Annotated in this window: 18 protein-coding genes and 3 pseudogenes; 10 read left to right on the plus strand and 11 right to left on the minus strand. The window is 67.6% G+C overall.

The annotated features are described in order from the left end of the window. Positions 1-412 precede the first annotated feature (412 nt). Positions 413-574: pseudogene (locus tag ACZ4RZ_RS40505) on the minus strand (hypothetical protein); the annotation flags it as partial. Positions 575-927: 353 nt separating this feature from the next. Between ACZ4RZ_RS40505 and ACZ4RZ_RS40510 the strand changes: the two are divergent. From ACZ4RZ_RS40510 to ACZ4RZ_RS40520, 3 genes and pseudogenes are all read left to right on the plus strand, one after another. Beyond that, the gene (locus ACZ4RZ_RS40510; RefSeq protein WP_467752434.1) at positions 928-1,518 is read left to right on the plus strand and encodes a hypothetical protein; all 591 of its coding nucleotides are present in this window, start codon (positions 928-930) and stop codon (positions 1,516-1,518) included. 271 nt (positions 1,519-1,789) lie between these two features. Beyond that, positions 1,790-2,143 carry a VOC family protein gene (locus ACZ4RZ_RS40515; RefSeq protein ID WP_467752435.1) on the plus strand — a complete coding sequence of 118 codons (354 nt, stop codon included), beginning with the start codon at positions 1,790-1,792 and terminating at the stop codon, positions 2,141-2,143. 121 nt (positions 2,144-2,264) lie between these two features. Then, positions 2,265-2,354: pseudogene (locus tag ACZ4RZ_RS40520) on the plus strand (IS5 family transposase); the annotation flags it as partial. A gap of 243 nt (positions 2,355-2,597) precedes the next feature. On the opposite strand, the gene ACZ4RZ_RS40525 reads toward ACZ4RZ_RS40520, so the two are convergent. Then, entirely contained in the window at positions 2,598-2,771 is a 174-nt protein-coding gene (locus tag ACZ4RZ_RS40525) for a DUF6207 family protein (protein WP_467752437.1), read from the minus strand. Between the two features lie 130 nt (positions 2,772-2,901). On the opposite strand from ACZ4RZ_RS40525, the gene ACZ4RZ_RS40530 reads away from it, so the two are divergent. From ACZ4RZ_RS40530 to ACZ4RZ_RS40550, 5 genes are all read left to right on the plus strand, one after another. After that, the gene (locus ACZ4RZ_RS40530) at positions 2,902-3,165 is read left to right on the plus strand and encodes a hypothetical protein (RefSeq protein WP_467752439.1); all 264 of its coding nucleotides are present in this window, start codon (positions 2,902-2,904) and stop codon (positions 3,163-3,165) included. 436 nt (positions 3,166-3,601) lie between these two features. Then, positions 3,602-3,856, plus strand: coding sequence for an alpha/beta hydrolase (locus ACZ4RZ_RS40535; protein WP_467752441.1), 255 nt, complete (start codon positions 3,602-3,604; stop codon positions 3,854-3,856). A 69-nt stretch (positions 3,857-3,925) separates the two neighbouring features. Then, positions 3,926-4,324, plus strand: coding sequence for a hypothetical protein (locus tag ACZ4RZ_RS40540; RefSeq protein ID WP_467752585.1), 399 nt, complete (start codon positions 3,926-3,928; stop codon positions 4,322-4,324). Continuing rightward, positions 4,273-4,539 (plus strand): hypothetical protein, encoded by a 267-nt coding sequence (locus ACZ4RZ_RS40545; RefSeq protein ID WP_467752443.1) that lies wholly within the window; start codon positions 4,273-4,275, stop codon positions 4,537-4,539. Before ACZ4RZ_RS40540 ends, ACZ4RZ_RS40545 begins: the two co-directional genes overlap by 52 nt. 699 nt (positions 4,540-5,238) lie before the next feature. Next, entirely contained in the window at positions 5,239-5,802 is a 564-nt protein-coding gene (locus ACZ4RZ_RS40550) for a DinB family protein (RefSeq protein WP_467752445.1), read from the plus strand. 176 nt (positions 5,803-5,978) lie between these two features. Here ACZ4RZ_RS40550 and ACZ4RZ_RS40555 read toward each other — a convergent pair whose 3' ends face one another. The 3 genes from ACZ4RZ_RS40555 to ACZ4RZ_RS40565 all read right to left on the minus strand — a co-directional run bounded on the left by ACZ4RZ_RS40555 (position 5,979) and on the right by ACZ4RZ_RS40565 (position 7,887). Next, a complete protein-coding gene (locus ACZ4RZ_RS40555) occupies positions 5,979-6,497 on the minus strand; it encodes a transposase family protein (protein WP_467752586.1) in 519 nt (172 codons plus the stop codon). Positions 6,498-6,674: 177 nt separating this feature from the next. Then, positions 6,675-6,965 (minus strand): zinc-ribbon domain-containing protein, encoded by a 291-nt coding sequence (locus ACZ4RZ_RS40560; protein WP_467752447.1) that lies wholly within the window; start codon positions 6,963-6,965, stop codon positions 6,675-6,677. Positions 6,966-7,449: 484 nt separating this feature from the next. Beyond that, a complete protein-coding gene (locus ACZ4RZ_RS40565) occupies positions 7,450-7,887 on the minus strand; it encodes a GNAT family N-acetyltransferase (RefSeq protein ID WP_467752449.1) in 438 nt (145 codons plus the stop codon). 181 nt (positions 7,888-8,068) lie between these two features. Between ACZ4RZ_RS40565 and ACZ4RZ_RS40570 the strand changes: the two genes are divergently transcribed. Then, entirely contained in the window at positions 8,069-8,326 is a 258-nt protein-coding gene (locus ACZ4RZ_RS40570) for a hypothetical protein (RefSeq protein WP_467752451.1), read from the plus strand. Beyond that, the gene (locus ACZ4RZ_RS40575) at positions 8,323-8,694 is read left to right on the plus strand and encodes a fic family toxin-antitoxin system, toxin component (RefSeq protein WP_467752453.1); all 372 of its coding nucleotides are present in this window, start codon (positions 8,323-8,325) and stop codon (positions 8,692-8,694) included. Before ACZ4RZ_RS40570 ends, ACZ4RZ_RS40575 begins: the two co-directional genes overlap by 4 nt. Before the next feature lie 155 nt (positions 8,695-8,849). Here ACZ4RZ_RS40575 and ACZ4RZ_RS40580 read toward each other — a convergent pair whose 3' ends face one another. From ACZ4RZ_RS40580 to dhaM, 6 genes and pseudogenes are all read right to left on the minus strand, one after another. Then, positions 8,850-9,338, minus strand: coding sequence for a DUF6207 family protein (locus ACZ4RZ_RS40580; RefSeq protein ID WP_467752455.1), 489 nt, complete (start codon positions 9,336-9,338; stop codon positions 8,850-8,852). A gap of 401 nt (positions 9,339-9,739) precedes the next feature. Further along, complete coding sequence (locus ACZ4RZ_RS40585) at positions 9,740-10,912, minus strand: N(5)-(carboxyethyl)ornithine synthase (protein WP_467752456.1); 1,173 nt, start codon at positions 10,910-10,912, stop codon at positions 9,740-9,742. 292 nt (positions 10,913-11,204) lie between these two features. Next, a pseudogene (locus ACZ4RZ_RS40590) lies at positions 11,205-11,582 on the minus strand (IS701 family transposase); the annotation flags it as partial. Positions 11,583-11,627: 45 nt separating this feature from the next. After that, the gene (locus ACZ4RZ_RS40595; RefSeq protein WP_467752458.1) at positions 11,628-12,083 is read right to left on the minus strand and encodes an ATP-binding protein; all 456 of its coding nucleotides are present in this window, start codon (positions 12,081-12,083) and stop codon (positions 11,628-11,630) included. Between the two features lie 76 nt (positions 12,084-12,159). Further along, entirely contained in the window at positions 12,160-12,450 is a 291-nt protein-coding gene (locus ACZ4RZ_RS40600; protein WP_467752459.1) for an HPr family phosphocarrier protein, read from the minus strand. Beyond that, the gene (dhaM, locus tag ACZ4RZ_RS40605; RefSeq protein WP_467752461.1) at positions 12,434-12,826 is read right to left on the minus strand and encodes a dihydroxyacetone kinase phosphoryl donor subunit DhaM; all 393 of its coding nucleotides are present in this window, start codon (positions 12,824-12,826) and stop codon (positions 12,434-12,436) included. Before dhaM ends, ACZ4RZ_RS40600 begins: the two co-directional genes overlap by 17 nt. Positions 12,827-12,884: the final 58 nt, after the last annotated feature.

The following is a 12,884-nucleotide window of genomic DNA, read 5'->3' on the forward strand; positions in this document are numbered from 1 at the left end:
GCGCCACACATCTCGTTGCGGTCAACAGTGCAGATCCGTAAACACAGTTGAGGTCAGAGCAGCCCAAAGAAGCGATTCCCCCCACGCCTAAAGGCGCGGGTCCCCTCGCTAGATATCGGATGGTGACCACGGCGAACGCTCCGTTCGCCGACGTCTCGCCGGATCCTTCTTTCACGCACACGATCGTGCCCGGCGTGATCTCCAGAACCCCGTGCCGCCGTCACCGGTCGTCTGAGCCGAGTCGCCCAGCGCCATCACCTTCTGGGCGTCGGCCGATGCGCCGGACTCCTTCGAAGCTGAAGTCATCGCCTTGTCCGGCGGCTGGTCCCGGTCACCGAGACACAGTCGCCCACCCCGCAGCAGGGCGACACCGTCGTACTTTTCGGCCGGCGTCGTGCAGCGCCTGAGCGGACTACGTGCCGCCTTTCCTCGTGCGGTTCAGCATGGCGTCCAGCGTGATCGCCGCATCGAAGTGCGCCAGATGGGTGAATGCCTGCGGGAAGTTGCCCAACTGGCGCCCTGGCAGGTCGATTTCCTCCGAGTACAACCCCAGATGCTTCGCGTACGTCAGCATTCACCTGCCCAGCGGCGTCAATCTCGCTCAGGGCGACAACGGATGGGGCGGACAGGCCCGCGTCGGTCGGATACGGGACGCGCGCCCGTCAGGAGGTGCCCCCGCCAGGTTTCGAGGTAGCTTTCAGTGAAGTAGAGGGCGGCCGCACCGCCCGACCCCCGAGGAGACTGGGGTGAGGACATGCCGGACGCCCCCCTGTCCAGTCGGCGCGATGGCACCACGCGTGGCAGCCGAACATGACAGGACGTCACCCCACCGATCCCGGCGGTCCGAGCAGTTCGCACGAGCCGGAGCCGCACCAGGCGGCGTAGGGCGAGGCCCGCTGGCCGATGGCGGTGGCCGTGGTCGCCGCCATGGTGCTCACCCTGCTGCTGCCCGACGACCTGCGCCTGGGGCCCCGCTGGCTGCTCCCATTGGCCGAAGGGCTGCTCCTGGTGACACTGATCGCGGGAGACCCGGGGCGGATCAGCCGCCGCTTGGCCACCCTGCGTGCGGTATCAATCGCCCTGGCCGGTGTGCTGGCGGTCAGCGCCATCTGGTCGACCGTCCAGCTGATCGACGACCTCATCCACGGCGGGACCGAGACCAATTCCGCCGCCGGCCTGCTGCAGGCAGGCGGCAGCGTCTGGGCCTCCACCGTCCTTGCCTTTTCCCTGCTGTACTTCGAACTCGACAGCGGTGGAGCTGCCGCCCGGGCCCACCGCATGCCCACCACCCCCGAACTCGCCTTCCCCCAGCAGCTCAGCCCCGACCTGAACGCCACAGACTGGCGCCCCCGCTTCATCGACTACCTCTACCTGGGGCTCACCAACTCCACCGCCTTCAGCCCCACCGACGTCATGCCACTTGCCCCATGGGCCAAGATCGCCATGTCCGTCCAGTCCCTCGTCTCCCTGCTCATCCTCGGACTCGTGATCGCCCGAGCCGTCAACGTTCTCGCCTGAGAACCGGCCGCCGCAACAAACCACCGGATCGTGCGTCCTGCGCGCGGGATCGGCGACAAAGAGGCGCGCACGCCCCCGGTCCCGACCTCGTTCGGTGGAATACGTAGCCTCCCTCGGCGCATGGTGGTCACACAGCCGCGCGAGGCGGAACGGGGCCGGGGCGATCGCGGGAGGAGCGTGCCACCGGGGCGGTTCTTAAGGCGGTCGTCGACCTGAGCGGGCGATGGTGTGGTGCCAGCCCGTCCGATTGCCGTCCTGGCAAGATAGCGGCATGGAACGTGTGCTTGGAATCGGCGGATACTTCCTGCGGGCCACCGACCCGGGGGCCCTGAGTGCGTGGTATCGCGATTGCCTGGGCCTGGACGCCGATGAGAACGGCATGTGGCGTCAGGAAGCCGGGGTGACGGTGTTCGCGACGTTCGAGTCCGAGACCGACTACTTCGGGTCCCGCGCCCAGCAGACCATGCTCAACTTCCGGGTCCGCGACCTGGATGCGATGCTCGCGCAATTGCGCGCCAAGGGAGCGGATGTGGCCCCAGAGACTCAGGACATGGAGGGTGTCGGTCGATTCGGCTGGGTCGCCGATCCCGAGGGCAATCGGATCGAGCTCTGGCAGCCCGCCTGACCGTGTCATCACGCAGGCAGTAACGTGCTGGTATCCCACCAGGTTGTCTGATCCCAAGGCGCCCCTGCATGACGCCGTTTGCGCCCTGAGGACAGGCTGTGCCCGACGGTACTAACGAAACGTGACGCGTCATCGCCCGTATCCCAGCGATCTGTCCGATGCCCGCTGGGAGTTGATCGGGCCCACCCTGACTGCCTGGCGAGCCGGGCGCAGGGGCAAGGGCGGACAGAACTCACCGAAGCCCTCGCCCGATACGGCGGCCGACGATGGAAGCCGTCCAATACCCAGAGCCTGTCTCCTTGACCGGTCAGTGACTCGTGGCGGGGCTGGGTAGGTCGTGCTCGTATACGGAGACCCTCACTCGGCCGTTCCTGCCACCGTCAAGGTGCTTCGCCGACAGGACGGGCAGGTGTTATTTCGCGCTGGGATTTCGCGACGTTCTCTCATTTGAGTGTCACTTGATGGTCAGGGTGAGCTGGGAAATTGCTGGCCTGACGTGACATCTAGTGAGAGACGATCTTGGCAAGTCATGCAAAAGCGCAGCGAGGACGGTGTCCTCGTCGAAGCCCGCCACGTCGATGACGAGCAGGCCGGGTTCGGACAGGTGCGCTTCTCGGGTCGGGTCCACGTCTGTCAGTACGTGTTCGTGTACGGCCGGAGTTCTGTTCAGGCTCCGGATTCATCCGACCGGGCGAGTTGTCAGTGGCGACGTCTACCGTCCCTTGTATGACCAAATCGCCGAACTCCCCTGAGATTGCATGGGTGTTGGAGGCCACCATCCGGACAGCGCCAGCCGCCTCGCGCTGCCACCACCGGATAGCTCCGGTGAGGTCGAGGACGGCGCCGTCCTCGATCATCTGCACGCGCGGCGTGAAGTCTTCCAGCAAGCGGCGCAGTCGTTCCGGGAGTTCGACGTCGACCTCGGGCGGCAGGTCGAAGGAGAGGTGGAGGATGCGGCGGCCGCTCATCGTGGGAAGTCCACCGGCCGCATCCAGTCCGCGACTGCACGATCCGCCCCGTAGGGCGAGGTTCGCGAGCCCGACCATTGACGCGACGAGGTTCAAGGTAAGGACCGTGCCGAGCCGGCAGCCGTCCATCAGGTTGGGCTGCCGGCTGGAGCGCAGGCGCGGGGGCGTCTCGCGCAGCAAGCCCCTCATCCCGTCCGGGCCGTGCCACGGGGTGAGGGAGAACCCGGCGTTGGCCTCGGCCGGGAGAGCAGCCCTCCGACCCCCTACCGTCCGTGGGCCGCGCCCCGTACGCGCGCGGATGCTGGAACGAAAGGGGCAGATCTCGCCCGGCGTGAGGACGGCAAGCCGGTGGGGCTGTCCGCCATGCGCGGCACGATTCTGTCGGCCAACAGCATTTGAACCATTTGCGGGATGGGACTCCGCGGGGGAAGGTGGAAGGCGTGATTGTCATGCTCAATGACACCGGACGCCCACCCCGGAAGAAGCAATCATGAGCCAGCCCACCCACCTTGACGTCGAGGTTCCGGCTCCCGACGGCCTGATTCTGCGCGGAAGGCTCTCTCTTCCCGACGGCCCTGGCCCGCATCCCGCGATCACCATGGCCCACGGGTACGGCGCAGTGAAGGAACAGACCCTCCTGCGCCTCGCCGACGTATTCGCCGAGGCCGGCTTCGCCGTCCTGGTCCACGACCACCGCACCTTCGGCGCCAGCGACGGCACCCCGCGCCAGGACATCGACCCCTGACGGCAGATCGAGGACTGGCGGCGCGCCCTCACCTATCTGGAAGCCCGCCCCGAAGTCGACGCCACCCGAATCGGCCTGTGGGGATCCAGCTACGCCGGCGGACACGCCCTCGTGCTCGGCGCCCCCGACCGCCGCCTGAAGGCCGTCGTCGCCCAGGTACCCACCATCAGCGGCTTCGAGCAGTCCAGGCGCCGCGTCGCCCCCGACAACCTCCCGGCCCTGGAAGCCGCCCTCGACGCCGACGAACGCGCCCAACTGGCCGGTGAACCACCGCACACCCAGGCCCTGGTCAGCGCCGACCTGCCGTCGCCGCCTCCTACAGGGCTCCGGACGCCGTCAGCTACTACCTCCAGGAGCTCCCCAGCGGCACCCGCTGGGACAACTCCGTCACCGTCCGCTCCACCCGCAAGGCGCGTATGTACGAGCCGGGCGCGTTCGCCGATCGCGTCTCTCCCACCCCGCTGCTGATGATCGTTGGGAAGCAGGACACCGTCACACTGACCGACACCACTCTCGCCGCCTACAACCGGGCGTTGCATCCGAAAGAGCTGGTGATGCTCTCCGGCGGGCACTTCAGCCCGTACACCACCGAGTTCGCTCAAGCCTCGGCCGCAGCCACCGACATCCTCCGCAGCCACCTGGCACCGAACGCGAGCCGACAGGCGGGTACGGCGGATCGCTGAGCCCCGTCAGGGGACGACGGTCAGCAAGCGCGATCCGCACCACGGGCCGGCTGCCGAATCGCGTCCGTCCGCGCGGTCTGCGAGCACGCATTCGCGCACCTGAGGAATTGGCGCATCATCACCAAGCTTCGGCTGTCAGCCCGTTACGCGACGACGCTGCTGCGGGCGCTGCTCGTGCTGACCAACACCGAAGTCGCACGCTGACAGACGATCTTGGGATCTGGCAACCGCCCGCGGTCAGTACGAGTACGAGTTCGCTGCCTCACCTGTCCCCGATGACCAGCGGGTTCGAGTTGGAGGAGGCTCAGTGTCCTTCTCCTCATCCATGCCTGGACGACGACCGGTGGCGCCGGAAGCACCGGCCCAGCCACAGAACGTCACTGAGTCTTCGCCATCTTCGAACATGCAGGTCGGAGGCTCTGGCGTGGCGCTCGCTCGGGATACTCATGCTCATCTCGGGCGGGAGTCTGCGGCCTTGATCATCCGTCATGTCATCGGTCGAGGCTGCCACATTTGGGTCATTGAACCCAACCCAGCCAGCCGGGTTGTTAATGTCGAACAACCGCTCGCGGCGGCGCGGCCCGAAGGGCACATCAGCCCCCAGCGTCATCTCCCGTGCGGTACGCTCTCGCGGCCCACGGCCGGCGACGGCGTCCGCGAGGGTCGCAGCCAGGTCTCCGTTGTATGTAGTGTGCGGAAATGACAAGAAGCGAGCGGCTCGCGGAGCAGCTGGACTGGTACTGGCACAAAAACCTGCGGCCGCGGCTGGACGGTCTTACCGATGAGGAGTACTTCTGGGAGCCGGTGCGTGGCTGCTGGAGCATCCGCCCACGTGGCACGTCGGCCGCACCGATGTCGGCAGGTTCGGGGGAATGGACGATGGACTCCGCGTCCCCTGACCCGGTGCCGGCGCCGGTGACCACGATTGCCTGGCGGCTGGCGCACATCATCGTCTCCTGCCTGGGCTATCGGGTCGGATGGCACTTCGGCGGCCAGGACGTCGACTCCCAGACATTCGCCTACGCGGGGACCGCTGACGAGGCGCTAAAACAGCTCGATGAGATGTATGGGAGATGGAACGCGGGGGTCCGCGAGCTCTCGGACGCTGACCTGGAGAATCCGCCCACGGTGGGTCCCGAGCGGTTTCCCATGGAGAACAGGGTCCTGCACGTCAACAGGGAGCTGATCCATCACGGCGCCGAGATTTCCCTGCTGCGCGACCTCTACCGCTGGCAGGACGGAGCCGTACCGCGCCGAATATGACTTTCCGGTAACCGGCGATCGAGTTTCGGAAACCTACGTGGACTCCGTGACGCTCCGTGGCTGCGAGCTTCAGTGAAGCTGCGCCCTCTTGAAGTAGCTGGTCAGGGTGGTGGCGTGAGGGTCGTTCGGGGTGGTCATGCTGGTGTTGGGCGGATGTCTCGGGTGTAGATCATCTGTCAGCGGGCTCCTTCGAGGTTCGTCAGGACGAACAGGGCGCGCAGCAGGCCGGTCGCGCGGGCGGGATCGGTGCGGAGCTTGGTGAGGATCCGCCAGTTCTTGAGATGGGCGAAGCCGTGCTCGACCGGGGCGCGTGCGGCGGCGCGCGCCCGGTTCGCTTCCTTTTCGCTGGTGGTGAGCTTGCGGGCGCGGGTGGCCTTGAAGCCGGTGACGACCACGGGGTCATCCGGGTCGTCGTCCAGGCCGCGGAAGCCGAGATCGGCCAGGGCGCCGAGGCCGGCGGCGCGTAGGTGGGACAGGATGCGGTCACGGCGGGCGGCGGTGATGTCGTGAGTGCGGCCGGGCCGAGCCGCGGAGATCCAGATCATCCGGCCCCGTTCGTCGGTCAGGGCGAGGACGTGCAGGCCGTGGCGGTGGTGTTTGCCGGAGTAGTTCGGCCGGTTCGCCGTCCCGGTGCGGCGCTGGGTGGGGATCAGGGTGCCGACGATCAGGACGACCTCGCCGCCCCGCCGGGCGATCTAGTGATCGCTAGTCGTCCCCGCGCCCGCGGGGGTTGCTCGAGCGGTGGTCCTGGCCGCGGTCCGTGGCGCGTCGTCCCCGCGCCCGCGGGGGGGGCACAAGTAGATGTATGCCATGGCCTGGCCCACCTTGGGACCCTCCGCACAGGCGCGGGGAGCAGGCGAGGACGAACCTGCTCAGGACTGGTGCGGCTGCTGCTGCGGTTGCTCCAACGTCTGACCGCCGTGGCCACTCGAGGACTGCGCCAGCAGCTGCTCCGCCTGCTCCTTGGTCGCCTTCTGCTCCGCACCGCAGAAAGTGCACTGCGTCGCGTACTTCGTCGAGAACGGGAAAAGCGGAACGAAGAACAGCGTGAACTTCGTGACGCGCTTCCTGAGCGTGTGCGCGGAGGGATTGCCGCACTGGCCGCACACCAGCGTCAGTATCGCGAGCTGATACAGGTATCCCTTGGTGCCAAAGATGATCACGCTGTGGTCCCTCCCAGGTCAGTGCTCGGAGCGGCGATGTGCGCTCACGGGGCACAGTCTCGTGCACATCGTGCGCGTGGCGGAATTGCGCACCCGCAGCGTCATCTTCCGCCACCGCCAGGGGTATTCGTAGTGCATCAAGTGGTACGACGCCAAGGCCGACGCCGCCGACAGACCCTGGGGGCTGCCGGAAGTCGAGAACAAAGCCCACGTCCGGCAGCGAACCCATCAGGTCAGGATCGAAGAAGTACGCGACGTCGTCCCACAGCAGATCGGACACACCGCCATGCTGCCTGGCAGCCCATCCCCGCGCAGCCCGATTTCCTTGACGAACCACATGGGGGCCCGGGGCGGGTGTGACCGGCCCGGGGTGTCGCGGGCGGCACCAGCCTCTGCCGGTCTCCGGCCGTGAAGACGCCCTGCGACAAGGCGGCGCGGGCCACCGGGAGTGTCCCGCTTTCCTGCGATGGCTTGTGCTTGTTCCTCAGCTGTCCATCGGGAACCGATAAACCCTCGACTGCCGGGCTTGGAAGCCCAGACGTTCATACAGCCGGTTCGCTGAGTCGCGATCCGGTCGAGAGGTGAGGTCGACCGTCCGGGCGCCCGCTTCCCGGGCAATCCGGAGGGCTTCCTCGGTGAGCAGGGCCGCGACGCCCTGGCCGCGGGCCTCGCCGTCGACAACCACGTCTTCGATACGGGCCCGCAACCCGGAGGGCAGAGGCAACAGCACGAGAGTCAAGGTGCCGATGATCGAGTGGGGCATCCGAGCGACGAGCACGGTGTTCGCATCACACGTCACCATCCGGTCAACGGCCTCGAAGTCGAGGGGCTCGGCAGTCGAAGACAACTGCGGCAGCAGCCGCCTGAACGCGTCGACGAGTTCCTGGCTCGCTTCCCGGATGATCTCAACACGGACGTCCATGCCGCGAGCCTATCTGTGCCACGTCCCACAGAGGGGGCCGCGTTTCCCCAGCAGGTCGACCGGGATTCCAATGCTCCGCAGGTCAATTTCATCGGGACTGCGCACCTTCGCGGGGGACACGCATGGAGTGCAGGGCGACCATCACTTCCAGGGCTGCTACCACCCTGCTACCTTTAGGTGTATGACCTCCGCGAAGAAGCAGACGCAGGTCCGGCTGGAGCCCGATGTGCTCGCGGCCGGCAAGGACGCCGCGGCCGCCCGCGGGCTCGACTTCAACCGGTACGTCGAGCGCCTCATCATCGAGGACACCACCGGCGCCCGCGCCGCCGGAATGGCCGCCGCGCAGCGCCTCATCGACCAGCACGGCGCCTTCCTCGACGACTTGGAAGAGCAGCTGGACGCGCCGTATGAGCGGTCGCAGCCCGGTGCCGCTGCGTGATCCTGCACATTGACGAGGCCTGGATCCTCGAAGTCGCCGAGCGGGCCGGCCGCAGCGATCCCGGCGTCGACGACTACGGGGTGCCTGTTGCCGCTGTCGCCCGCCACCGCGGTGAGCTCCTCGACCACCCCGTCTACGACGGCCCGTACGCCCGGGCCGCTGCCCTGGTACACACCCTGGGCCGCTGCCGCTGGCTGGAGCGCTCCAACCTCACCGTCGCCTGCGCCGTCGCCGTCATGTACCTGGAAGCCAGCAACATCCCCGTCAACCCCACCCGCGAGCAACTCACCGCGCTCGCCCACGAACTGAACAACCCGCGCTCCACGGCCACTCGCATCGCCGCCTTCCTGCGGACCTGGAAACCCTGATCGGCAGGGCGGTCGGCTGCCCTGCAGCGTGACCGCATCCCGGCTCCGCTGAACATGTTCACCCCGAGGACGAGCGGGCCGCCCGTGGAGTGTCGCCTGGCTGCCGACCGTCACGGGGAGACGGAACGCGTGCGCCCTGGTGTGGACGGGCGAGTTCACCCAGAAACCGCCCGCACAAGAGGCGCGCGTGGCACGGTAGAGACAGACGTGGCCCGTCGCTCTCCCCCGTAGCGGCGGGCCATGCCCGTGCCGTCGGGGCCATCCGGCGTGCGCGGCGGTCCATCGCTGGCGTCGGAGTACCAGCGCGGCGGTAGCGGGACGCAGAGCGGCTGTGGCCCGTCCTGGTGGGGGAGTGTCTGGCGCAGGTCAAAGCAGAGGCGCAACCGTACCCCGGGCTGGCCGGGTTCTCGGGTTGTCCTGTCTGCCGTCGCGGTCGCCCACGTGCGGACGAGCATGTCCTGGAACGTGAACGCCGTCGCATCGTCGGCGGCCGCGACTTCTAGCTGTGGACGGCAGGAACCGTTCCATCGGCATTTCTGATCCGAGAGATCACAGCGCTGAGTACGTCGGCGAGTTCTGGAGTCACAAGCGATAGTCGTTCTTGGTGGTTTTTGACGGCGCGAGCTGAAGGAGTGGAACGACATCGCCTGTTGTGGGCAGCTTGGACCTGATGATGCTGTGGTGCCCTAGCTCACTGAGTTCTTCGATTCGGATGCCGGTGTGTCGCAGGATCTCGATAGTGGCCCAGGCCCAGAATCCCATTTCTCCTCAATGCCCAGTTCGCGTCGGTGGCCTTGCGTATCCCGGACGGTCAATGGCCGTCCGTCGGCTAGAGGGCGTCTGAAAAGCCTGTCAGCGGGCAAGCTGCCTGGTAGCGGGGTGGTGGCGCAGTTTCGGGGGCTGGGGTGTGCGGGCTGCGTACCCGATGCTCGACGGATCTTTCTGATTCGGAGTGGGAGATCCTCCGTCCATTGGTTCCGGCGGTCAAGGCCGGTGGACGACCGGCGAAACACACCCGGCGGGAGATCCTCAACGCGCTGGCGTACTAGACCCCTGAGCTCAACGGAGTCGCCGGGACCTCGGGAGCGTGGGGGTAGGCGGCTGACCGGTGCTGGAAGGAGAGGATCTTCGGGTTCTGGACGACGCCGTCGCGGATCTCGATGGCCTTTTGGATCGTGACGTCGGTGTCCCATGCCGCGGGGCCGCTCATGACCTTGCGCAGGTAGGGAAGGAGCGCCTCGCTGATTTCCCAGGTGGCGGAGTTCCACAGGTGGGACGGGCTGTGATCCACCGCGTAGTAGTGGCAGCCCGACCCCACCGAGGGCATGGGTTCGCCGAAGGTGGTCGGGTGGGCCCATGCGAAGCCCATGCCCTCGTCGCAGGCGACGTCGATGAAGAAGGTTCCCGGCCGGAAGAGGGCGAGTTCCTCGTCGGTGACGAACATGAGCGGCGCGTCGGTGTCCTGCAGGACGCAGTTGACGATGATGTCGAACCCGGCCAGGTACTCCGCCAGCGGCTCGGAACCGGCCGCGGTGGTTGCCCGCAGGCGCGACGGATCGTCCTCCTGCGCCTCGAAGTGGCCCATCACGACCGAGGGCATCGGTGACGCCACCGCTGCCGCGGCGCGTTGGGTGAGCACGGTGACGTCGGAGACCCCCATGGCGCCCAGGCCCGTGACCGCTCCGCGCGCCGTGGCGCCGAAGCTGATGACCACCGCCCGCAGGCGGCGCCCGTAGCTACCGGTCAGCCCGCCGAGCTGCAGGGCGTGCAGCACCGAGCAGTAGCCGGCGAGCTCGTTGTTCTTGTGGAACACATGGACGCTGAAGGCGCCCGTGGAGGTCCAGTGGTTCATGGCTTCCCAGGCGATCAGGGTCAACCGTCGGTCGATGCCGATCTGGGTCATCTTCTCGTCCTGCACGCAGTGCGGCCATCCCCACAGCACCTGGCCCTCACGCAGCGCGGCGATGTCGTCGTGCATCGGTTTGGGCAGCAGCGCGACGTCGCACTCGGCGAGGAGTCGCTCGCGGGAGCGCAGGCCGGCCACAAGTGGTCGCAGCGCGTCGTCGGCGACGCCGAACCGTCGGCCGTAGCCCTGTTCGAGGAAGATCCTCTCGCGTATGTCCGGGGCGATCCGGTCGAGGTGGCGGGGGTGCAGCGGCAGTCGGAACTCGTTCTCCTTGTGGGAGGAGGCGAGTACTCCGAGGCTCATCAGGCTCATGTGGGGCGGCTCATTTCCGACCGGACGCGATGTGCTCCGACCTTGCCGTTCCCCGAGGGCGACGCCGACATGGATGACGGCGTGCGAGGTGCGCTCGGTACCGCCACCGTACTCCGGTGCCGGCCGCTCAGCGCCCGCCGCTCGTTTGAGCTCGAAGGATCCACAGGTCCAGTAGTGCTTCGTTGGGTTCTGGCTCTGCTTCTGCCTGTGGTGAGGGGGCGGCCGCAGGTGGTGCAGGTGCCGGTCCATCACCTCAGCAGGTCCTGGAGGGCGTTCAGGACCTGGTAGAGGGTCAGGCCGGCATGTGTGCTTTTGGGTCGAGCCGCCGCAGGGTGAGGAAGGCCTGGGCGGCGGTGACGAGGGTGACGTGGTGGTGCCGGCCGCGCCAGGTGCGGCCTTCGAAGTGGTCCGGGCCCAGGCCGTGTTTGAGTTCGCGGTAGACGTGTTCGATGCGCCGGCGCATCTTGGCCCACCGCACCAGGTCTGCGATCGGGGTGGTGGCCGGCAGGTTGGTCATCCAGTAACCCGTCGGCTCCGCTGCTTGTTCGGGCTGTTCGGCCAGCAGGGTCCGCAGCGGCAGCACGCCGTCCCATCGGCTGTGTCCACCGGCCTTCTCCTGGGCGGTGCGGGAGGCTGCCTTGCCCGACGGCCTGACCTCTGCACGGCGAAACGGGAGGTCATCACCCCCTTACTGCGGCTGCCGTGCCACGGATGGTCAAGTCCTCATGTGGAGATCTGCCCATCGGGTGGTCCTCTCGGGATGGCGGGATATTCCGTGGCGTGTGGAGAGGGCCGCGACGATGCCGTTTCCGCGACCGTTTTCCTTGTGTTCGGAGGGGTGGGCGCCGTCGGGCGATGTGCGCCGTTGAGGTCCTGGCCCCGCGTCGGTGACTTCGATGCGGAGGGCGCGGCAGCTGCCGACCTCGGGCATGGACAACCGCAGCACTGCTGGAGGCAGTGCGTGGACGATCGCGTTGGCGGTCAGTTCGGAGATCACCAGGAGGGCGTCGTCGGCTGTCGGGGTGGGCACGCGCCATTGGGTGAGGACGGTGCGTGCGCGTCGGCGCACGGCGGAGACGGTCTCGGGGATGTGCGGCAGCGCGCAGACGTGCTCGGCCCGGGAGGGCGGGGCCAATTCGGCGTCAGACGTGCTCGTGGCGGGGACGTTCACCCTCGGGCACCTCCACTGGTCTGTGCTTTTCATGCCGGAAGCGGCGGCTGGTTCCGTACCGCTGGTGGCGGTCCGGTTACTCGGCGGTGGCGAGGAGCTGGGCCAGAGTCATGACGGCCTGTTCGGCGTCGTGGCCTTGGGCGCGGACGGTCACGGTGCTTCCGGCTGTGGCGCCCAGGCCCATCACGGCGAGGACGCCGGTCGGATTGACTGTCCGGTCGGCGTACTCCAGCTGTATGGCGCTGGTGAATCCGGCTGCGGCCCGGGCGAGTTGGCCTGCGGGGCGGGCGTGGAGGTTGGCGGGCAGGACGACGGCCGTCTCGTGCTTGGACGTGGTCGTGGCGGTGGTGTCAGAGCTTGTGGACATGGCGGGCCTCCATGGCGGCGTCGGCAACGGTCTTCAGGTCGGCGCCGGATGCGGCGGTGACGACGGCTGCGACGGCTCCTTCGACGAAAGGTGCGTCGACGATCAGCACGTCGGGGTGGGGATGGTCTTCCAGGACGGTGCGGGCGGTGAGGACGGAGCTGCCGAGGTCTGGCAGGACGACGACGCCCCCGCCGCGGTCGGCGTGCCGGATCGCGGCGAGGACGAGGTCGTAACTGGTGCCGATCCGGCCGTCGTCGGTTCCGCCGGCGGTGGCCAGGGGGACCGTGTCGGAGCCGATCTGTTCCACCAGCAGGCGAAGGCCCGCGGCGAGCTCGGCGCTGTGGGACACGAGTACGATGCCGACAGATGCGCTCATGAACGCTTACCCTAAATCTCGGAACGCTGTTCATCAATACTGAATCCAGGAGAATTTT

This window comes from Streptomyces sp. NPDC027189 (assembly GCF_055566975.1).

What these genes read in the sequence shown, in the direction of transcription:
- ACZ4RZ_RS40545 (WP_467752443.1), top strand. Translation starts at nt 4,273, where the DNA reads ATGTACGAGCCGGGCGCGTTCGCCGATCGCGTCTCTCCCACCCCGCTG.
- ACZ4RZ_RS40580 (WP_467752455.1), bottom strand. Translation starts at nt 9,338, where the DNA reads ATGTCGTTCCACTCCTTCAGCTCGCGCCGTCAAAAACCACCAAGAACG.
- ACZ4RZ_RS40530 (WP_467752439.1), top strand. Translation starts at nt 2,902, where the DNA reads ATGGGTGTTGGAGGCCACCATCCGGACAGCGCCAGCCGCCTCGCGCTG.
- ACZ4RZ_RS40600 (WP_467752459.1), bottom strand. Translation starts at nt 12,450, where the DNA reads ATGTCCACAAGCTCTGACACCACCGCCACGACCACGTCCAAGCACGAG.
- ACZ4RZ_RS40550 (WP_467752445.1), top strand. Translation starts at nt 5,239, where the DNA reads ATGACAAGAAGCGAGCGGCTCGCGGAGCAGCTGGACTGGTACTGGCAC.
- dhaM (WP_467752461.1), bottom strand. Translation starts at nt 12,826, where the DNA reads ATGAGCGCATCTGTCGGCATCGTACTCGTGTCCCACAGCGCCGAGCTC.
- ACZ4RZ_RS40585 (WP_467752456.1), bottom strand. Translation starts at nt 10,912, where the DNA reads ATGAGCCTGATGAGCCTCGGAGTACTCGCCTCCTCCCACAAGGAGAAC.
- ACZ4RZ_RS40515 (WP_467752435.1), top strand. Translation starts at nt 1,790, where the DNA reads ATGGAACGTGTGCTTGGAATCGGCGGATACTTCCTGCGGGCCACCGAC.
- ACZ4RZ_RS40535 (WP_467752441.1), top strand. Translation starts at nt 3,602, where the DNA reads ATGAGCCAGCCCACCCACCTTGACGTCGAGGTTCCGGCTCCCGACGGC.
- ACZ4RZ_RS40510 (WP_467752434.1), top strand. Translation starts at nt 928, where the DNA reads ATGGTGCTCACCCTGCTGCTGCCCGACGACCTGCGCCTGGGGCCCCGC.
- ACZ4RZ_RS40565 (WP_467752449.1), bottom strand. Translation starts at nt 7,887, where the DNA reads ATGGACGTCCGTGTTGAGATCATCCGGGAAGCGAGCCAGGAACTCGTC.
- ACZ4RZ_RS40570 (WP_467752451.1), top strand. Translation starts at nt 8,069, where the DNA reads ATGACCTCCGCGAAGAAGCAGACGCAGGTCCGGCTGGAGCCCGATGTG.